Origin of the sequence: Butyrivibrio sp. DSM 10294 (genome assembly GCF_028539135.1) — a bacterium.
Classification (GTDB): Bacteria; Bacillota; Clostridia; order Lachnospirales; family Lachnospiraceae; genus Butyrivibrio.
This window is the reverse complement of sequence record NZ_JANSWL010000070.1, coordinates 24,254-43,978: the sequence shown is the minus strand read 5'-3', so window position 1 is coordinate 43,978 and position 19,725 is coordinate 24,254. Positions and strand designations below refer to the sequence as shown.

Annotated in this window: 19 protein-coding genes; 18 read left to right on the top strand and 1 reads right to left on the bottom strand. The window is 44.5% G+C overall.

The features are described from left to right. Positions 1-226 precede the first annotated feature (226 nt). The 12 genes from NXH67_RS07460 to NXH67_RS07405 all read left to right on the top strand — a co-directional run bounded on the left by NXH67_RS07460 (position 227) and on the right by NXH67_RS07405 (position 12,892). Entirely contained in the window at positions 227-1,219 is a 993-nt protein-coding gene (locus NXH67_RS07460; protein WP_272796953.1) for a pyruvate kinase, read from the top strand. Between the two features lie 145 nt (positions 1,220-1,364). Further along, a complete protein-coding gene (locus NXH67_RS07455; protein WP_155830796.1) occupies positions 1,365-1,631 on the top strand; it encodes a hypothetical protein in 267 nt (88 codons plus the stop codon). Positions 1,632-1,722: 91 nt separating this feature from the next. Continuing rightward, entirely contained in the window at positions 1,723-2,640 is a 918-nt protein-coding gene (locus tag NXH67_RS07450) for a hypothetical protein (protein WP_272796952.1), read from the top strand. 178 nt (positions 2,641-2,818) lie between these two features. Continuing rightward, positions 2,819-3,490 carry a hypothetical protein gene (locus NXH67_RS07445; RefSeq protein WP_272796951.1) on the top strand — a complete coding sequence of 224 codons (672 nt, stop codon included), beginning with the start codon at positions 2,819-2,821 and terminating at the stop codon, positions 3,488-3,490. A gap of 229 nt (positions 3,491-3,719) precedes the next feature. Then, on the top strand, positions 3,720-4,217 hold the full coding sequence (locus tag NXH67_RS07440; RefSeq protein WP_272796950.1) for an FUSC family protein: 498 nt from the start codon (positions 3,720-3,722) through the stop codon (positions 4,215-4,217). Between the two features lie 45 nt (positions 4,218-4,262). Beyond that, a complete protein-coding gene (locus NXH67_RS07435; RefSeq protein WP_272796949.1) occupies positions 4,263-5,582 on the top strand; it encodes a circularly permuted type 2 ATP-grasp protein in 1,320 nt (439 codons plus the stop codon). Then, entirely contained in the window at positions 5,564-6,229 is a 666-nt protein-coding gene (locus NXH67_RS07430) for an alpha-E domain-containing protein (protein WP_272796948.1), read from the top strand. The genes NXH67_RS07435 and NXH67_RS07430 overlap by 19 nt, the downstream gene beginning before the upstream one ends. Before the next feature lie 19 nt (positions 6,230-6,248). Then, a complete protein-coding gene (locus NXH67_RS07425) occupies positions 6,249-7,085 on the top strand; it encodes a transglutaminase-like domain-containing protein (RefSeq protein ID WP_272796947.1) in 837 nt (278 codons plus the stop codon). After that, positions 7,085-8,032: a M14 family metallopeptidase gene (locus NXH67_RS07420; RefSeq protein ID WP_272796946.1), complete on the top strand. Its 948-nt coding sequence runs from the start codon at positions 7,085-7,087 to the stop codon at positions 8,030-8,032. Before NXH67_RS07425 ends, NXH67_RS07420 begins: the two co-directional genes overlap by 1 nt. After that, positions 8,029-8,955 carry a M14 family metallopeptidase gene (locus tag NXH67_RS07415; protein WP_272796945.1) on the top strand — a complete coding sequence of 309 codons (927 nt, stop codon included), beginning with the start codon at positions 8,029-8,031 and terminating at the stop codon, positions 8,953-8,955. Before NXH67_RS07420 ends, NXH67_RS07415 begins: the two co-directional genes overlap by 4 nt. Before the next feature lie 114 nt (positions 8,956-9,069). Beyond that, positions 9,070-11,595, top strand: a complete 2,526-nt coding sequence (locus NXH67_RS07410) for a response regulator (protein WP_272796944.1) — start codon at positions 9,070-9,072, stop codon at positions 11,593-11,595. Continuing rightward, positions 11,588-12,892 (top strand): ABC transporter substrate-binding protein, encoded by a 1,305-nt coding sequence (locus NXH67_RS07405; protein WP_272796943.1) that lies wholly within the window; start codon positions 11,588-11,590, stop codon positions 12,890-12,892. The genes NXH67_RS07410 and NXH67_RS07405 overlap by 8 nt, the downstream gene beginning before the upstream one ends. Positions 12,893-12,898: 6 nt before the next feature. Here the strand turns inward: NXH67_RS07405 and NXH67_RS07400 are convergent, their stop codons facing one another. After that, positions 12,899-13,480: a hypothetical protein gene (locus NXH67_RS07400; RefSeq protein ID WP_272796942.1), complete on the bottom strand. Its 582-nt coding sequence runs from the start codon at positions 13,478-13,480 to the stop codon at positions 12,899-12,901. A gap of 121 nt (positions 13,481-13,601) precedes the next feature. Between NXH67_RS07400 and NXH67_RS07395 the strand changes: the two genes are divergently transcribed. From NXH67_RS07395 to NXH67_RS07370, 6 genes are all read left to right on the top strand, one after another. Further along, positions 13,602-14,639, top strand: coding sequence for an HD domain-containing phosphohydrolase (locus tag NXH67_RS07395; RefSeq protein ID WP_272796941.1), 1,038 nt, complete (start codon positions 13,602-13,604; stop codon positions 14,637-14,639). Between the two features lie 119 nt (positions 14,640-14,758). Continuing rightward, positions 14,759-16,573 carry an ABC-F family ATP-binding cassette domain-containing protein gene (locus NXH67_RS07390; RefSeq protein WP_272796940.1) on the top strand — a complete coding sequence of 605 codons (1,815 nt, stop codon included), beginning with the start codon at positions 14,759-14,761 and terminating at the stop codon, positions 16,571-16,573. A gap of 87 nt (positions 16,574-16,660) precedes the next feature. Beyond that, on the top strand, positions 16,661-17,341 hold the full coding sequence (locus tag NXH67_RS07385) for an ABC transporter ATP-binding protein (RefSeq protein WP_272796939.1): 681 nt from the start codon (positions 16,661-16,663) through the stop codon (positions 17,339-17,341). Positions 17,342-17,343: 2 nt separating this feature from the next. After that, the gene (locus NXH67_RS07380; RefSeq protein ID WP_272796938.1) at positions 17,344-18,099 is read left to right on the top strand and encodes a hypothetical protein; all 756 of its coding nucleotides are present in this window, start codon (positions 17,344-17,346) and stop codon (positions 18,097-18,099) included. Positions 18,100-18,103: 4 nt separating this feature from the next. Then, positions 18,104-18,997 (top strand): hypothetical protein, encoded by an 894-nt coding sequence (locus tag NXH67_RS07375; protein WP_272796937.1) that lies wholly within the window; start codon positions 18,104-18,106, stop codon positions 18,995-18,997. A 34-nt stretch (positions 18,998-19,031) separates the two neighbouring features. Next, positions 19,032-19,718 carry a response regulator transcription factor gene (locus NXH67_RS07370; protein WP_272796936.1) on the top strand — a complete coding sequence of 229 codons (687 nt, stop codon included), beginning with the start codon at positions 19,032-19,034 and terminating at the stop codon, positions 19,716-19,718. Positions 19,719-19,725 lie beyond the last annotated feature (7 nt).

Sequence of the window (19,725 nt, the reverse complement as noted above, 5' to 3'; positions counted from 1 at the left end):
CATGCTGGCATGTTAAGCATTTTGACTTTATGGCCCAAACAAATATGAGGAATTAGCAATTTACGCAGTAAATTAGCGGTTTCCGAATATTTGTAGAATTGCGAGAATGACGATAGTCATGGAGCAATTCGTATATCATATTAATTGTATAGCGTTGATACTTAGGTAAATTCGAAAAAGAAATTAAGCGCGAGTGCATAACATGAATATTGAGCAAAAGGAAAAAATGAAAACTATCGATATATTCGGGACCTTAGGGCCTTCCTGTGACAATGAGAGCATTTTGGCAAAAATGTTTGCTGCAGGAATGACCGGGATCAGGATCAACCTGTCGCATATAATGCTAAAAGACTGTGAAGAGAGCATCGGCAGGATGATAAGAGCGGCCAATACAAATGGTATTCAGCCCAAAATCTTAATTGATATGCAAGGTCCCGAACTTAGGATAGGACGTTTTAACTACGAATATGAGCTTAGAAGCGGCGATGAAGTGTTCTTCGGTGAGGGCGGAATACCTGTGGAAATGGCAATTATCAGGCAACTTGTAGTTGATGATGAGATCCTTCTTGATGATGGAAAGCTTCTTTGCAAGGTGCGGGAAAAAGGTGCAAGTAGTGTCAGATTGGAAGTCATCCGCGGAGGACTCCTCACTCAGAGAAAGAGTATAGCAATAGTTGGAAAAAGCATAGAACTTCCGGCGCTGACTAATGACGACAGGGAAAATCTCAGAATCGCAAGAAGCCTGGGAATTACAGGAATTATGCAGCCCTTTGTAAGGTGCAGGAAGGATCTGGAGCTCCTTCATGATGCCCTGGAGGAATGTGGCTGCGCAGATCTGAAAATATATGCAAAGATTGAAAACACTGAGGGCATGAAGAATCTGGAATCCTTCATGGGCCTATGTGATGAGGTGATAATCGCAAGGGGAGATTTGGGAAACAGCATGCCTCTCTGGAAACTTCCCCGAGCTCAGAAAATGATCGCAGAGATCTGCAGAAGAAATGACAAACCCTTCATGGTAGTAACTCAGATGCTGGCATCTATGGAAAAGTCCGAAGTTCCTACCAGAGCTGAGGTTTGCGATATCTACAACGCAGTGCTCGACGGCGCATCTTCAGTGATGGTAACCGGTGAGACCGCAGTTGGAATCGCCCCTGTAGAGGTTATAAGATATCTGTATAACACCGCTGTGGAGGCAGTTAAATACAATGTTTATTGAAAAATCACAGAAGTATCACACGAAGAAACGACAGTAAAAATCGGCGGATATAAGGATTTATCCTCCTCTATTTTGCCCATCTGACAATATATCTTTGTTGAGCCATTAACTAAAATGGGCTTATATATGAAACGGAGGAAAAACTATGGGTGGACTATTAAGTTTGTTGTTGGGACTAATCGGACTTGCATTTATGGCAGTAATCATTGTGATTGCAGCTATCTTGATCGGTATGTTCTTTACAGGACTGATTGGAGGAATAGCTCTTCTTTGTACCGGTAAACATTTTTCCAAGGATACCAAAAAGAAGATTGCAAGCCGCGTTTGTATTATTGTTGGGGTGGTTCTACTTGCTCTCGCCGGCGGATCTGCCGGAATAATCATCAACTACGCAGTAAAGTTCTTTGGATAAAAAATGTATTTAAATTTCGCCGGAACGATAGTATAATGGCGAAGATGTGCCGATTGTCACGGCATACAAGTCTAAAGGAGGAGCTTATATTATGCCTCATTCATCAGGCGGCGGACATTGTGGCGGAGGATGCCACATGGGATCATCAGGTAGTTCCGCCAGATCACATTATGACAGAAGTCACGGAAGAGTATTCGGAAGTCGCAAACCATTTGCCAATTCAAACAGATACGTATATTACAGGCATGGACAACCGCATTATTACTACAATACGAATCCATCTAATTTCAGAAGTCTTCTTATGTTCACGCTTCCCTTTCTGATCGGAACTTTTATTGGAATTATATACGGAGCTTTTTTAATTTTTAGCATCATAAACGGGAAAAGTTCAATACTGCCGGTTCCGGGGGCATCCGTCCAGATCGTGGATAATTACGATGCTGTTTCAGAGCAGGACGAGCAGGAACTGTCTCGGGTACTGAATGAATTCATGGATATCACCAATATAGTACCGGTAGTCGTGACCTGCAGTAATGATGAATGGCAATCAGACTACAGCAGCCTCACCAAGTATGCCTATGACTATTATGTTGACAGATACAGTGATGAGAAGCATTGGGTGATCATCTACAGCGCAGACAAAAATGTCAGATTTTCAGACTGGTATTTTGAGGGAATGCAGGGCGATAATACAGATTCTGTCTTGAGTCCGGGAATAACACGTGATTTTAATAATAGTCTGTATGACAAGCTTATGGAGTCAGAAGAATATACCACTGGCAGAGCTTTTGCGGAGGCCTTTGAGGAACTAAATGGCAGGCTTACAAGCCCTGAATATAAACGGGCCAAGATAGTAGAGACATGGATCCTTATAGTTATCTTTACAGCTATTTTTGCTGTGATGTTATTCTTAACTATCAGAATTAAATATGAGAGCACCGCGAAGATATGCGTAATCTCAGAGGAAGGCAGACCGGATGTCTATAATGTCAAAACCGGTTCTTATTAAAGCAAAAAGCATCTATCAAAAATATTATTTCACGCCTATATAAACAATCCGCTTGAAGTGGCAGAAAACAACAGAGCACGCTTCGAGGATATGAAGGAAGTAGTTGCTGAATATGACAAGATCCGTGCAAGATGGAGAAATTAAGCATTTTAGAAATATAAGAAAAGAGGATATGTGTATGGAAAATTGTATTAAAACCTATGGGCTTGAGATGGCCGAAAGTCAGGAGTATGACGCAGTATATTTCGATCTCTATGCAGATTATGAAAAAAACTGCATGCTGTTAGGCAGAAGAGTTGTATACAGGCCTATACCTCTTGATAACCTGGGGGCGAAAAGGGTCGTTAAGGAGTCGGATATTTGCTGTGTTTTGAAATTCAACTTAAATGAAGAGGGTCTTAGTGATTCTTTGAAAGAAGCTGTTTCTGAGGCGATAAATTCACCTGTTTTCTACAAAATCAGACTTAGTAAAGACAGATCCTTCATACATCTTTATGAAGAAGGCTTTGCGAAGATTCCAAATGAAAAGGCATATGGAAATAAGAGCGACACAATGATGGGCCCGAACAATGTTCAGATGATCACAGGCTATATTGAGGAGCAGATGCGTATGCTAAATAGCCTTAATGTACCATCATTTAAGTCAGTTTTATCTGATTGGGTTAAGAACCATCCCGATACTCTCTTTGATGACAGAGAGAAGTCCGAGCCTGTTTACGATGCTATGCTGTTTATCAAAGATTGGCAGTTACTGCTTCTGTCAGAAGATAAAGAGCTTCGTGACCTGTATCTTGAATATATGAAAAAGTACAGTGCTTGCTACTGCGCAAGAATGACAATGGACAGGTAATTAAGCCGAGATATTTTGTGTAAAATGGCAATTGCCAAAATGCGCACAATCAGTATACTTGTATACAAACAAAGGCGTTTTGATTCACACAGTGATTCAAAGCGCCTTTTCTTTTATCCTTTTTCTTATAACTAAACCTATTTAAGTGCAATGAGACAATGGCGTTTCGGTTTGTTACCGGAGCGCCATCGTTGCATTTAGGGAAGGGGAGAGCGTTATAGACAGATATATGGAAAGAGTTATGGATCATATCCCGCATATAGGGATGAGGATAATTAAATCGGCACTGGGGGTGCTTATCTGTTTCGCCATTTATTTTATAAGAGGAAAGCAGGGAACACCGTTTTACTCGGCACTGGCGGTTCTGTGGTGCATACAGAATCAGACCAGGAATACCGTTCAGAATGCCCTTCAGAGAACCGTTGGAACGGGAATCGGTGCAGCCTACGGACTTGTATATATCCTGATCAAGCAGAGATTTCCTCAGCTTGGCGACAGTTTTCTGCATTACTGCATAATATCTTTTTCGCTGATACCGATCATTTACACTACGGTTGTAATTAAGCAAAAGAAAGCATCGTATTTTTCATGCGTTGTCTTTTTGAGCATAGTCGTTAATCACCTTATGGATGAAAATCCTTATTTATTCGTGGCAAACAGATCCTTGGATACCTTGATAGGAATCGCCTTGGGCCTGATTTTAAACTACGGATACATGAAAAAATGAGTGAAGCTGACGCCAAAAACAATGAGGAAGAGAAGGAAAATGCCTATGAACAATGTTAACCTGCTAAAACACACAGATGACGTCAATGCGCTCCTTGCCAGGTATGGAGTAAAATTCGGTATCTACAAAAACAATGAGTTCAAGGAGCAGCTTTTTCCTTTTGATGCCATTCCTAGGATCATTGAACATGACGAATTCAGCTTCCTCGAGGGGGGACTTAAGCAGCGAGTTACTGCGCTTAATCTTTTTCTGAAGGATATATACAGCGATAAGAAGATAGTAAAAGACGGTGTTGTGCCTGAGGATTTCATTTTTGCTTCCAGCGGATACATGGTTGAATGCGAGGGAGTGTGTCCGACAAAGGGTATATATTCCCATATCTCGGGAATAGACCTGGTAAAGGGCAAAGATGGGGGATGGTATATCCTGGAGGACAACCTCAGGGTTCCGTCGGGAGCGTCCTATCCGATGATCGCAAGAGAACTGTGCAGGAGGAGTTCACCGGGAACATTTAACGGAGTAAGGCTTGAGGATAACAGGAATTATGCCAAGCTCCTTCGAAGGACAATGGATAATGTCAATGTAGGAGGCCACACAGTTATCCTTACGCCGGGCAGGTACAATGCCGCGTATTTTGAACATTCCTATCTGGCGGAGCAGACGGGCGCGCATCTTGCCAATGGTTCGGAGCTTATAGTGGAAAATGACAAGCTCTACTTTATTACAGCTGATGGAAAGTATGAGAGAGTTGGGGCTGTGTACCGGAGAATTTCGGACGAATACTTGGATCCCATGAACTTCAATCCCCAGTCGGTAATAGGAATCCCGCATATTTACGATGTTTTCAGGAAAGGAAACGTGGCGCTTATCAATGCTCCGGGCAACGGAGTGGCTGATGATAAGGGAATCTACTATTTTGTTCCTAAGATGATCAGTTACTACCTGGGAGAGGAGCCGATTCTTCACAATGCTCCAACATATCTTCCTTTCTATGAAGAGGATATGAAGTATGTTCTTGAGAATTTCGACAAGCTTGTGCTCAAGGATGTTGCGGAGGCAGGTGGTTACGGCGTTGTATTTGGCAATTCCATGACAAAAGAGCAGAAGGAAAGCTTTATGAGTCTTCTCAAGGCAGAGCCAAGAAGATTTATAGCTCAGGAGGTCATAGACTTCCAGGATCTGGACATTCTCGAAGGCGGAGAGATGGTTCCAAGAAAAGCGGATCTTAGGGCATTTGTACTGATGGCGGATGAGCCGCTGGTGTGGAGGAGCGGTCTTACACGTTTTTCCAGAAACCCGGATTCATTCATTGTTAATTCATCACAGGGAGGAGGATTTAAGGATACATGGGTATTATCTCAATAGAACAAACCAACAGACTATATTGGCTTGGCAGGTATGCAGAGAGAGTTTACACACTGGTGCGCTGCTATTTTAAGAGCTATGACACTATGATCGATGAGATCTGCGATAGCTATCCCGATTTTTGCCATATGATAGACATTCCAAATATTTATGAGGATAAGCAGGACTTCATGAGGTCCTATCCCTTTGATGAGAGCAATCCTGACTCCATAATCAGCAATCTCATCAGGGCATACGACAATGCCATCGTGCTGAGGGAAAGTATCGGTTCAGAGTCTCTTTCCTACATACAGCTGGCCATCTATGAAATGAATAAGGCCAAGCTAAGCGATGCTCCGCTTATTGAACTGCAGCAGGTTATCGATGATATATTGGCATTTTGGGGGATGATCGATGACAAGCTGGATGATGACCACATAAGAAATATCATTAAGTCCGGTAAAAGAATTGAGAGGTTTGATCTGTATGCCAGACTTGGTCTTGGAAGAGAGGTCCTCATAAGAGAGGCGGGACGTATGATTCCAAGGATAGAAAAAAGCGGTATCGGCGTCAAAAAAGAAAAACTTGAAGATATCCGCAGGGCTGTGGAGCAGCAGGAAGTAGATTATTACGGAGTTATAAAAATGGTTGAGGCGCTGATTGCCTGAACTTTGAGGGGATTATTCTGTGAAAAAACTACATTTTGATTATTGCATGGAAATCCGTTACTCGACGGATGTTTCCTGGTGTTGCTATACGATAAAGTGCATTCCTAAGGACGATGAGAGGCAGAAAATATCAAACATAACAATCGATATGATTCCGGAAACAAGAGCCGAGTGGGCTACGGATTCTCACGGAAACAGGTATATTTACGGCAGTAACGAGATTCCGCATTCATATTTTAAGTACCATATTAAAGGGGATGCTGAGTGCGGATGTGGTTCCTATGAAACTGCCGCGTCCCAGACTGAAGAGATGATATACAGGCATAGCCATGGACTGACTCTTCCAGGAGAGAAACTGAGGGAATATCTGAAGAATATCAGGGTATCCATGCCATCTTTTGATGAAGAGAGCCCCAGGGGGAAGGCCGGGATTATTATGGCAAGGCTCCATGAGGATTTTGTTTATGAAAAAGGTTCCACAGGCGTTGAAACCGGGGCGGAAGAGGCTTTTTCCATAGGTAAAGGCGTCTGTCAGGATTTTTCCCATATCATGATCTCGTTGCTGAATCTGTCGGGGTGTTCGGCCAGATATGTAACAGGCCTTATCATAGGAGAAGGGGAGTCCCATGCCTGGGTGGAGGTGGTGGACTCCGGAAAATGGTACGGCTACGACCCCACCAATAACAGTTTGGTCTGTGACTCACATATCAGGATCGGCTGCGGAAGAGATGCCTCTGAATGTCAGATCAACAGAGGAATCATGCATGGCGGAGGGCAGCAGACACAGGAGGTCTATGTAAATGTGTCAGAGCTCACTCCGGGGCAGAATATTGTAAGCAGAGGAGCATTGTTCTGATGATAGAGACAATAGCACAGGTGGCGCTACCTGTTGATGAGGTATTGAGAATAAAGAAAAGGCGTATTCTTCCTAATGACAGAAAGGACAGGAAAAAGCGCATCAGCATAGTGACCGGAATACATGGGGACGAGCTGGAGGGGCAGTATGTCTGCTTCGAGCTGTCAAGGCGGATTGAGGCCCAAAAAGAATGTCTTAAAGGTATAGTGGATATTTACCCGGCTATGAATCCCTTGGGAATTGACTCCATAACCCGCGGAATTCCGGCCTTTGACCTGGATATGAACAGAATATTTCCGGGAAATGCGGAAGGCAATATGACGGAATCACTGGCCGCTAATATCCTGAAGGACATCTCCGGCTCAGATGTGGTGCTGGATATTCATGCCAGCAATATCTACCTTACGGAGATTCCGCAGATAAGGATAAGCAGGCTCCACAAAGAAAAACTGGTTCCCTTGGCTGAGCGCTGCAATGTTGATTTTATCTGGGTCCATGAGGCAAGTACCGTGCTTGAATCCACCTTTGCCTACAGCCTTAACAGTACGGGGACTCCGTGTCTTGTGGCTGAAATGGGTGTAGGCATGCGGATAACCAAAGAGTATGGGGACCAGCTGGTTGAGGGAATATTTAATCTGATGGATTCCATGGGGATGTGGACCGGGGATACAGCGGCATCAAGGAAAGCTATTGTCTCAGAGGATTCCGACGATGTCTGCTTTTTAAATGCAGCTGCGGGAGGACTCTTTATTCCTGATGTAAAGCATTGGGAAAAGCTGCAAAAAGGAGATCGGATAGGACGTATCATCGATCCGCTGTCCGGCGCAGTGCTTCAGAACGTTGTAAGCCCTGTGGACGGAATTCTTTTTACCATAAGAGATTATCCTATCGTGGATGAAGGCTCCCTGATTGGGAGATTACTTAAGAAGGAAGTAGCATCTGTATGAAAAAGAGAACGATCTATGAGATAAATGGTCTCTATAGGGACAGCTTCAGGATCACCGGTTATGAATTCGGCAAGGGGAAAAAGTCCCTATGCATCGTGGGAAGCATGAGAGGCAATGAAGTCCAGCAGCTCTATTGCTGCTCACAGCTGGTTAAGAAATTCAAGCAGCTGGAGGAGGAAAGGCGTATTACTCCGGGGATTAAGATACTTATCATTCCTTGCTGTAATCCCTATTCCATGAATATCCAGAAGCGTTTTTGGACCATTGACAATACCGATATTAACAGGATGTTTCCCGGATATGCACTGGGGGAGACCACTCAGAGAATAGCAGATGGTATTTTTTCCCGGATCAAAGATTATGAGCATGGAATCCAGTTTACTTCCTTTTATATGCCGGGAGAATTCATGCCCCATGTAAGGATGATGGATGAGGGCTTCTCAGACGTTGATACTGCAATGAAATTCGGACTTCCCTATGTGGTAAAAAGAGCTGTCAGACCCTATGACACCGCAACCCTCAACTATAACTGGCAGGTATGGAATACCAAGGCCTACAGCCTTTATACGTCCACAACCAGTAGGATCGATAAAAAGAGCGCCGGTCAGGCGGTTCTGTCGGTCCTTAGGTTTTGCGCAGGATTGGGCCTTGTAAAGTACCGGGAGTCCGGAGAGCATCCTTCTGTAATAATCAGTGATAAGGAGCTCATTAGCGTCCGTACGGCAAAATCAGGGATATTTGAGCCTCTTGCTATGGTCGGAGAGCATATTTTAGAGGGAACACCGCTGGCTGAGATCATAGACCCTTACGATGGGACGGTGATGGAAACACTGTATGCTCCTTGCGAAGGCAATCTGTTTTTTATGCATTCAGATCCCATTACTTATGCTGATACAGCGGTAATCAAAATGGTGCGTCAGTAGTGGGGTGAAGACTCATTTATACTTTTTTAACAATATAAATATACGTAAAATGGTAATATTAATCTGTACTGATATGTAAATTTTTAGTTCCCGGGTTTTTGTTGAGGCTGCAGATTGAAGAAAAGATATATTATCATTATTAATATCGTGATAGTAGGTTTGATTCTTTTTATTATCGTGAAATATGCCAACGATAGGGCATCAGAATCAAACCATGCTTCGATTGCGTCTTTTGAGAAGATGACCACCACCACAGAGCAGATCATCGCCAATTACCTTGAGGATGAGCAGCATCTGTGCGATATCTGGTCGAATTATATCAATGAGTCTGCGGATGCAGGCACTCCGATGACTGTTGAGGAGGCTATTTCATATATCAGAAAGGCTAAAATATCTCCTGAAATCTCAGGACATCTTATCTACATTGATGACGGATCTATGAAGGGTATCTCTACGTCCCCCAATACTACAAATCCGTCGGATTATTCCGTAAATTACTCCCATATATCGATTTTTGACAACCTTGAGATCAGTGACATAAATGGCGTGGTAAGCCTTACGAGGGCCTATACCAATCCCTTAAATGGCATTCAGTCCATCGCTGTTTTGAACAATGTAAAGGTTTTGGATGATGAAACAGGAGCCATGCGCGCAGGGCTTCTCCTTCGCGTGGTACCTGTAAGCATGCTTGAGCAGAAACTGGTTTTTCTAAAGGGCGAGTATGAAAATGTGGAAATATCCCTTATAGACTGGGACGGCGACTACATGATCCGCGGCAAGTCCCTTAAAAACAGCAATTTCTTTGAATATTTCAAATCCTACAACCCAATGTCCGTCAAGGAATATAACAAGGTCATAGATACAATCCGAACCGGTGTTGGATCAATGCATATGCGCAATTCCAGGAATGAAGACAGCGTGATCGCCTATACCCCTGTCAGCAACCTGAATTCCTGGTTCCTTGTAGCTTATATTCCTGCCAAAGAGCTTACGGTGAACAGGTCAATTGACTGGATCCTGCTGGGAATCGTAACGATGGGACTTATGGGCCTTCTTCATTTTAACATGATAATTCTCCTTGGCTTTAACCGCAAGCTCTCGGTAGCTGCAGCTGCTGCGAATCAGGCAAATGAGGCAAATGAGGCAAAATCCCTGTTCCTGTCCACAATGTCCCATGACATCAGAACTCCCATGAATGCCATAATCGGTATGAACGAGATGATCCTAAGGGACAGTCATGACGAGGAAATCCTGATGTATTCAGAAAACATCAGGGCCGCCGGAAACACCCTCCTTGGGATCATTAACGATATCCTTGATTTCTCAAAGATTGAAGCCGGCAAGATGGAGATTATAGATGTAGACTACAACTTTGTATCTCTTTTAAATGACCTTGTTAACATGGTTCAGCGAAAGGCAGATGAAAAGGGGCTTGTTTTCAAGCTTGAGGTGGACAGAGAGATACCAAGGATCCTTCATGGCGATGAAATCAGGATTAAGCAGGTAATCATCAACATTCTCTCCAATGCCGTCAAATACACCAAGGAAGGCAGCGTTATCTTTTCAATATCCGGGAAAAAATGCGAGGATGAACCGGATCATATAATGCTCCATGTAAGTGTTAAGGACACCGGAATCGGTATTAAAAAAGAGGAACTTGATAAGCTGTTTGTCGCTTTTGAGAGAATAGAGGAAAAGAGAAATAGAAATATTGAAGGAACCGGACTTGGTATGGCAATTGCCCAGAGCTTTCTCAATATGATGGGAAGTAAGATACATGTGGACAGTGAGTATGGAAAGGGCTCGGAATTCTCTTTTGACCTGAAACAAAAGGTAGTTAAATGGGAGCCGTTGGGCGATTTCGAAACCGCCTACAAGAACTTTCTTCGTGAAAGAAAGAAGTACAGCGTGCAGTTTTTGGCACCTAAGGCAAGAGTATTGGTGGTGGACGACACTGAAGTTAACCTCAAGGTCTTCGTAAGTCTTTTGAACAAGACAAAGATGCAGATAGATACTGCAGACAGCGGAGATGCAGCCATTGCTCTTTTCAGGCGAAATTGCTATGACGTGATCTTCCTTGATCATATGATGCCGGACAAGGATGGTATTGAGACCATCAAGGAAATGAAAGCCTGCACGGATACGCCCAATCAGAAGACGCCTGTTATCTGTCTTACAGCCAATGCAGTGTCCGGAATGCGTGAAATGTACATAAATGCAGGATTTGACGATTATCTGACCAAACCTATTGATACCGGCAGACTTGAAAGCATGCTTCTTACGTATCTGCCTGCGGATCTTGTGGAGAAGGCAGGGGAAAACGGGGAAGAAAAGAAAGAACCGGCAGTCGTACATAACATTCTTGTGGTGAATGAAGATGTCGAGTTTTTGCGCGGAGTTCGGGAATGGATGCCTGCTCATATAAATGCAGCTGTGGCCAAATCGGGAGAGCAGGCCTTGGCGTATCTCAAAAAGCATGAACCTGAGCTTGTACTTATGGATAGCAGTATACAAGGGCAAGCGGAGTTTGATAAGGACAAGCTGTTGCAATTGTGCTTCAAGGAACTGAGCACGGAAGAAATCATTTCACAGGTGGATAAGTATTTTGACGAAGGCGGTGAAAGGAGAGAGCATGAATAGACGAATTAAGACAATCATTTCCACAGCCCTTGCGGCAACAATGGTATTTGGCGTGGCAGGTTGTGGCGGCATTCAGGGAACAAGCAAGGAGTTTTCCCCGAAATATTCATCAGATACTGAGTACAAGCTATCAGTGGTGGGGACATATTCAAATTTTGAGTCCCTGGAAAGTGCTATAGAGAGATTCTATGAGCATTATCCCAATGGTGAGATCGAATATAATTACCTGGATGACTATAGCAATACTATAGTTAATGCCCTGGCAGGCCAGGAGGCCCCTGATATCTACGTTGTTCAGCCCTGGATGTACGGAAACGAGAAGCTGGATCCATTGTTTAGTGCAGCAGAGAATCTGGCTGATTCCAAGCTTAATATCAATCTTGATTGCATCAGGCAGGGCGTAAGATGGGAGATGAATAACGGTGAGGTACTGACTTTGCCTGTTTTTGCTACCTCATACGGAATGCTTGTAAATATGGATATCTTTGAAAAAGAAGGGCTGAAAGTACCTAAGACCTACGGCGAGCTAAAAGAGACCTGTGAGAAGCTTAAGGCAGCTGGCTACGAGTCTCCCATTATGGGCAGCAATACCTCAACTACGCCCGGAATAGGCTATACCTTTGCCTATCCGATGTTTGCTAAAACGGTCAAGGACGACAGAAGCATAGAAGCCGATCTCAATAACCTTGTACCTTCCGCCGGTGAAGCCATGAGAGCGCCTCTAACAAGGCTAAAAGATCTTGTGGACTCCGGCTGCATAGATATAGACAAGTGCACAGCAGAAATAGAAGATGATTACAATGCAGTTATCATGCGATTTTTTGAGGGTGATGTACCTATGATGCTCTGTTCCGGAGACGTTGTTTCCGGGACCAAAAAGCGTGAGAGTAAGTCTGAAGCTTTTTCCGCTAATCCCTTCAAGTACGATTTCTACATAGCTCCGTCGGGTGACGAAGGCGGGTATTACATGGATTCTATGTCAATTCTGTTTAGCGTTAACAAGAACAGCACAAACCTTGATATGACCAATGAATTCATAAGGTTCCTTACCAGTGAGAAGGAACTGGGACTTATGGCGCAGGAAAAGAGGCTCATAACCCCTACCAAGGACTATTCGCTGGATGAAGTGTATGCTTCACTTTCCGGCTTCCCTGCTGATAGAACCGTCAACTTCAGAGATACGGAAATACTTGATACTGCGGTCAAAGAGTTCAGGGCAGCAGCCTATGCCGTCATAAACGGCGAAATGAGCGTGGATGAAGCAGTTGCAGGCTATGGATCAATATCCGGCAAGTGAACATACTCAGAGATCGGCAAGAATCTGATTGATCAGCTCTTTGGCCTCATCGTAATCAAGATTGGAAATGAGTTTATCAAGATCCTTGAGCTTTCCTTGTAAGGCTTCATTGCAGCCATAGGAAAACAGCTGTTTTGTGGCATCTTCCGCGGCGGCAAGATTAAAATCATCTATTGCCTCGAGAAGACTGTTTAATTCAGCTGAAAAAACGTCCTTGTCAAAGGCCTTATGGGGATCGCCTTTGTGGGGAGAAAAGGGCTCAAGATGAGGTTTTAACGCCCTGAAAGCTGCAAGAACATCGGGAGTAAGCTTAGAAGCCTGTTCCAGGTCGTTTTCTTTTCCAAGTTTTTCCAGGGTAAAGAAATCCTCTCCAAGCTCCATGGCGCCTATCATGCGGCAGGTGGTCTTAAGGGCATGGACCTGGATGGTATAGTTTTTCAGATCTTCGTTTTTTAAATAGGTTTCCACAAGATCACTTTTTTCATCAATGATCCTGTGGACGTCACCGAGAAGCTCTGTAAAAAGCTCTATGGAACCGGAATTGTCGATGGCTTTTTCTATGTCAAGACCTGGGATATTTATATTCACAGAAAGGGTTCCTCCTTGTTGTTTATGCTATTTGTACATTTTGAGTATATCACTATTAAGTTGATGTATAAACGTCTTTGAGATATTATTTAATTGGGGGAATTTTCTTTTGGAGGTAAATATGATTCCGGAAGTAATAGTTATTGATGATGACCCTATAATTCTTAAAAGAGCCTGGAATATCCTGACGGACGTCGGATTCAAGGTGATTGTGCTTAAGTCGGGCAAAGCTCTCCTGGAACATATCAAGGATAATTCTGCGCCGGATATCATTCTGATGGATATCAGCATGCCGGAGATGGATGGCTTTGAAGTCATTAAGGAGCTTAAAAAATGTGAGAACGGCTGGAGAGATACGCCGGTAATCTTTCTGACTGCCAATGAAGATGAAGAAGTGGAGACTAAAGGGCTTTCTCTCGGAGCCATGGATTTCATCAGAAAGCCGTTCATTGCAAGTGTCCTGGTTATCAGAGTGCAGCATGCTGTGGAACTCATACGGCTTCAAAGAAACCTTGAGGGCTTAGTAGATGCTAAGACCAAAGAAAATGAGAATCTTTTCCTTCATGTTGTAGAGTGCCTTGCAGACGCCATTGACGCCAAGGATAAATATACAAATGGTCATTCCGGAAGGGTGGCGGAGTATTCCAGAGAAATAGCCAAAAGATACGGCTATGACGAGAAGAGGCAGGAGAAAATCTTCATGATGGGACTTCTCCACGATGTAGGCAAGATCGGAGTTCCCGATGAAGTGATTAACAAGCCGGGGAAACTGACAGATGAGGAGTTTGCCTGCATCAAAAAGCACCCTGCTATAGGCGGCAAGATCCTAGGGAATATCAAGGAGATGCCTGAACTTGCAGCAGGTGCAAAGTGGCATCATGAAAGATTCGATGGAAGAGGCTATCCGCAGGGGCTTGCAGGTGAAGAGATTCCCGAGGAAGCCAGGATCATTGCCGTGGCTGATGCCTATGATGCCATGACCAGCAATCGAAGCTACAGAGGCGCTCTGGCGCAGGAAATAGTAAGGGGCGAGATTGAAAAGGGCAAAGGCTCCCAGTTCGACCCCAAGTTTGCCGACATAATGCTGGCAATGATCGATGATGATAAAGAGTATCTCATGAGGGATGATCATGATAATCATGGCGCAAAGAACTACTGATTTGACACCATGAGGCCTATGAAGTATATTTGATGAAGTTAAACGTCATTTTTCTACCTAAAGATAGTATAGGTAGAAAAATGGCGTATTTAGTTTAAGGAAGATTGGAAGGCTTTTTAATGAACATCTTAAATGTAGAAAACGTCACCAAGGCATATATGTCAAGGCCCGTTCTTGACAGTGTTTCGGTGGGTATAAATGATACAGACAAAATAGGCGTTGTGGGAACCAACGGAACAGGTAAGTCAACACTTCTGTCAATAGTTGCGGGAGTGATAGAGCCTGACAGCGGGCAGGTGGTAATGAGCAGCGGTCTTCGCATCTCATATTTGCCTCAGAATCCGGTGTTTGACATGGATAAAACCCTTTTGGAGAATATCACAGGTAAAATCTATGCAGGAAACGACAACTGGGACAAAATGGGGGAAGTTAAGGCAAATCTGGCCAAATTTGGTATCGACGATCCCGAATGTAATCCCAAAGTTCTCTCCGGAGGACAGAAGAAAAGAGCTGCTCTTGTGGCAGCAATCATGACCCCATCCGATCTGCTTATCCTGGATGAGCCCACCAACCATCTTGATTCTGAGATGATAGAGTACCTTGAGGAGTTTCTTCAGCACTTCAGAGGGGCCCTTCTTATGATCACCCACGACAGATATTTCCTGGATGAAGTTACCAATCAGATACTTGAGATCGATAAGGGAAACGTATACCGCTACGAGTCCAATTATTCAGGATTTCTGGAACTTAAGCAGCAGCGAATGGACTATGAGCAGGCCGCCGAGAGGAAAGCAGCTACCCTTTACAGAAAGGATCTGGCCTGGATGCTCAGGGGCGCAAGAGCCCGTTCCACCAAGCAAAAGGCGCATATTCAGAGATTCGAAGCTCTTCGCGACAGGGTAAGGCCCGAGGAGGAGAGACAGGTGGAGCTTAGCTCCCTTCCCACAAGAATGGGCAATAAGACCATAATTCTGGAGGGAATCTCCAAGAGCTACGCGGATAAGGCATTATTCAAGGATTTCTCCTATACCTTTGGAAAGCTGGACAGAATCGGCATTATCGGCCCCAACGGCTGTGGTAAGTCCACTCTTTTGAAATGTATCATCGGCGCAGTATCTCCCGATGAGGGCACTGTGGAGATCGGTCAGACCATTAAGATCGGATATTTTGGCCAGGAAAATGAGGCTCTTGATGAGAGCAAAAGAGTCATCGATTACATCAAGGACACCGCTGAATTCATCAGAACCAAGGAAGGTCTCACCTCGGCCTCTGTCATGTGCGAGAGGTTCCTTTTTACCCCTGAGATGCAGTATGCACCCATTTCCAAGCTCTCCGGAGGAGAGAAGAGAAGACTGTACCTGCTGAGAGTCCTGATGGAACAGCCCAATGTCATCATCCTGGACGAGCCCACCAATGATCTGGATATTCAGACATTAAGAGTGCTGGAGGACTATCTGGATGGCTTTGCGGGTATCATCATAACCGTCAGCCATGACAGATATTTCCTGGACAGAGTTGTGACCAGAGTATTTGCTTTCGAAGACGGAAGTCTCTATCAGAGCGAAGGTGGCTATTCGGACTATCTTGTGCATAAAAAAGAAAGCGCCGAAGCCGAAACGTCAAGTTCAGGCAGTAAGAATGCAGGAACAGCCGGCAAATCTGAAGACAAAGCCCCCAAGGGCAAATATCAGGCACCCAGAGAAAAGACCAAGCTTTCTTATAAAGAACAAAAGGAATATGACAGCATAGAGTCTGAGATAGAACAGCTGGAGGAAAGAAGCGCTGAGCTGGAGAGCGAAATAGCGGCAGCAGCCACTGATTTTCCCAAGCTTATGAAGCTCAGCAAGGAAAAAGAAGAAGTTGACGCCGAAATTGAGCGCAAAATGGACAGATATGTTGAACTGCAGGAAATGGTGGACAGTTTTAACAAATAATCATATCTTTAGGAAATCTTAAGGCCTCCTTTAAGGAGGCTTTTATTTGTATTGCTAATATATCCCCTGTAAGGAGGAGCGATACAAATGAATGACATCCTGGTTTTGAAAAACGTACAGAAAAAATATAAGGAAACGGCAGTTGTAAAAGATTTGTCGCTTAACATCAAAAAAGGGGAAGTATTTGCACTGCTTGGGGCCAACGGAGCAGGCAAAACAACTACAATTAAAATGATCCTGGGACTTGCCAAGGCAAGCTCAGGAGATATAGAGATAGAGGACGGTGCCAAAATAGGATATTCGCCGGAAACACCTTATTTTCCCGAATATCTCACAGCTATGGAGGTGATGAACTACTACGCCGGAATAGAAGGGGACAAGGCCAAAAAAGACAAGGCATACTTAAGGAGTCTTTTGGAAGTGACCGGGCTTGAGGACAGCAAGGTCAAAGTCAAGAACTACTCCAAGGGTATGATCCAGAGGCTGGCACTTGCCCAGGCACTTATCTCTGATCCGGACATTCTTATCCTTGACGAGCCCACCGCGGGTCTTGACGCTCTTGGCAGGAAACATAATCTTGAACTGCTTAAGAAGCTTAAAGAACAGGGCAAAACAGTTATAATCAACTCTCACATCCTTCATGACATAGAAGCTGTCTGTGACAGAGGCGTGATCATGCGAAAAGGAGAAGTGCTTGATACCTGGACTAAGGACGAAAGCGACGAGAGTCTTGAGGACAAATTTATCAGACTGGTTGGGGAGGAATGATCATGGAAATCGTACTTAATGTAGTAAGGGAAAAAATTCGCAGGAAGATGCTATATATCACAACAATACTGGGGATCCTTGTTGTGGCAATCTTTTCTACAGGAACGGGAACACTTACCGTGGGCGGAAAAAGCATGAACGATTATTACGTTCTGGTTCCCATTCTTATCAATGTTCTTAACTTCTTAAACGGTGCGATAGCACTGGCAATATCCTGTTCTACAATTCCACAGGAATACGAAAGGCGCACAAGCCATCTGATATGGTCAAGGGGCATAAGCCAGAGCAGATATCACATGAGCCTGGCAGCAGGGAATGTGCTTGTTTCCTGGACCTCCGGAGTTATTTTGTACCTGACACTCGGAGTATTCGCAGTGGTTAACGGCTATTCCGAAATGCTGGGAAGAATAGCAGTTGCTTCACTTTTCATGATGCTCTATGCGGCATGTATCTGTATGCTGACTTCAGCACTTTCAATTAAGATCCCGACACTCTTTACCGGAACCATTATGGTAATCATCCTTGTCTGCGGAGCGCTCAGAAGCGCACTTAACCTTATGACTGCAGCGCTTACGGGATTTGGCGGAGCAGTGATCAAAAGAGCGGTTCTCCTTATTCCCAACCTGGCAGGCATCAGCACTCAGGCGGGGAACCTGGTTCAGGAGAGGCCTGTGAACGCACACGTGATAATAATGGGACTTATAGTGATCTGGATTGCAGGACTTATGGTAATCACATTGAGAAGAGAGGAAGCATAAGGTTATGAAAAAAGCGGGATTAGTGTTATACATTCTTGCGGGAGCTGCACTTGTTATCTCAGGCTTTGCCACCATGGAGAAGGGGCTTAAGGAAAATAACAGGGAAGTGCTCTACAAGGTTGCTGATGATTATCAAGAGCTTGGTGATATGGGCTTTGCGGGGTTCTGTCCCCTTGACTACAAAGTGGCATTTTCAGATGGGGAAAAGGACATCCTTGTAAGCTATAACGACGGAAAATGCGATTATATCGAGAGAAAGGCCGTTTTCGAAGGTCTTGTGGGCAGCGTGTATCAGGACGGGGATGAGTTCCAGATCGTTGTACCGCAGTACGATACCTGGGCTACGCTTGAAGCTCTGAACGACGAGCCGCTGTCAGTGGTTGTCTGGCATGAAGGCTTCCATGCCTATCAGAACACTCATTTTAACCTGTATGAAAACGTAACGGGTGATATTTATTCGGAGACAGAGCTCTCTTCAATCATTGATTCCGATAGCGCCGCAAAAGAGCTGTTTGAGCATGAGCTTAAGATATTAAGCCGCATAATTACTGAAGAAAACAGTGGCGATGCAGTGGAAATTGCGATAGAATATACCAAAACAGCCAAGGAGAGACGGGGACTCCTTGCAGATGCAGCAGCCTATTCAGAGGATTTTTATACCATGCTGGAGGGCACTGCATACTACGTAGAAGCACAGGCAGTAAGATCAGAGATGGGTGAAGAGACATATATCAAGAATTACCTGGACACCGCATCTAAATATGTGGATGGCAATGCCAAGTACTATCGACTCGGAATGCTGGAATGCATGCTTTTGGACAAGTTGGATGAGAACTGGAAGGACTCCTACAGCTTTGACAGACCGCTTATTGAAGTGATAGAGGATTACATCCGCTAAAATCTGCGCTCCTGTGCCGGAAAGGGTGAGAGGTATGGAATATACGGTACTTGGGGCAGATGATGAGATAGAGCTCCTGGATTCCCTGGAGCTTTTTTTGAACAAAGAAGGAATAAGATTTATCAAGGTCGATAACGGATTATCGGCCTTGGAGCAGTTTAAGGCGCTTAAGCCCCACATGCTCCTTCTTGATGTAATGATGCCGGGGCTTGACGGTTTCGCCGTTCTTAAGAAGATTCGTGAGATTAGCCATGTTCCTGTTATTATGCTAACGGCCAGGAACGAGGATTACGACAAGATCCTGGGGCTTGAGCTGGGGGCTGACGACTATGTCTCCAAGCCCTTCAATCCAATGGAGGTTGTAGCCAGGATCAAGGCTCAGCTTAGGCGCAACTACGATTATCATGAACGTGTCGCAAGGACCTATAGCGCCTTTGGCATAGAACTTAACACTGACGCCAGATCCGTTACCAGAAACGGACAGAGCATCGCCCTTACAGGCACAGAGTACAAGATTCTTGAACTTCTGATGCCTCATCCCGGGCATATTTTTACCAAACAGCAGATAACAGAATACGTCTGGAACGATGGCTGCGCCGCAGACGACAGCACAGTCATGGTTCACATCAGTAACCTTCGCAACAAACTAAGGAAAGCAGATGCTGACAGCGTGATGATCAAGGCAGTTAAGGGCCTTGGCTACAAATTTGAGAAAGAATGAAGCTGAC

Bases quoted from the DNA above. Each gene is read 5' to 3' on its own strand.
- NXH67_RS07460 (WP_272796953.1), top strand. From the start codon at position 227: ATGAAAACTATCGATATATTCGGGACCTTAGGGCCTTCCTGTGACAAT.
- NXH67_RS07455 (WP_155830796.1), top strand. From the start codon at position 1,365: ATGGGTGGACTATTAAGTTTGTTGTTGGGACTAATCGGACTTGCATTT.
- NXH67_RS07450 (WP_272796952.1), top strand. From the start codon at position 1,723: ATGCCTCATTCATCAGGCGGCGGACATTGTGGCGGAGGATGCCACATG.
- NXH67_RS07445 (WP_272796951.1), top strand. From the start codon at position 2,819: ATGGAAAATTGTATTAAAACCTATGGGCTTGAGATGGCCGAAAGTCAG.
- NXH67_RS07440 (WP_272796950.1), top strand. From the start codon at position 3,720: ATGGAAAGAGTTATGGATCATATCCCGCATATAGGGATGAGGATAATT.
- NXH67_RS07435 (WP_272796949.1), top strand. From the start codon at position 4,263: ATGAACAATGTTAACCTGCTAAAACACACAGATGACGTCAATGCGCTC.
- NXH67_RS07430 (WP_272796948.1), top strand. From the start codon at position 5,564: ATGGGTATTATCTCAATAGAACAAACCAACAGACTATATTGGCTTGGC.
- NXH67_RS07420 (WP_272796946.1), top strand. From the start codon at position 7,085: ATGATAGAGACAATAGCACAGGTGGCGCTACCTGTTGATGAGGTATTG.
- NXH67_RS07415 (WP_272796945.1), top strand. From the start codon at position 8,029: ATGAAAAAGAGAACGATCTATGAGATAAATGGTCTCTATAGGGACAGC.
- NXH67_RS07405 (WP_272796943.1), top strand. From the start codon at position 11,588: ATGAATAGACGAATTAAGACAATCATTTCCACAGCCCTTGCGGCAACA.
- NXH67_RS07395 (WP_272796941.1), top strand. From the start codon at position 13,602: ATGATTCCGGAAGTAATAGTTATTGATGATGACCCTATAATTCTTAAA.
- NXH67_RS07390 (WP_272796940.1), top strand. From the start codon at position 14,759: ATGAACATCTTAAATGTAGAAAACGTCACCAAGGCATATATGTCAAGG.
- NXH67_RS07385 (WP_272796939.1), top strand. From the start codon at position 16,661: ATGAATGACATCCTGGTTTTGAAAAACGTACAGAAAAAATATAAGGAA.
- NXH67_RS07380 (WP_272796938.1), top strand. From the start codon at position 17,344: ATGGAAATCGTACTTAATGTAGTAAGGGAAAAAATTCGCAGGAAGATG.
- NXH67_RS07375 (WP_272796937.1), top strand. From the start codon at position 18,104: ATGAAAAAAGCGGGATTAGTGTTATACATTCTTGCGGGAGCTGCACTT.
- NXH67_RS07370 (WP_272796936.1), top strand. From the start codon at position 19,032: ATGGAATATACGGTACTTGGGGCAGATGATGAGATAGAGCTCCTGGAT.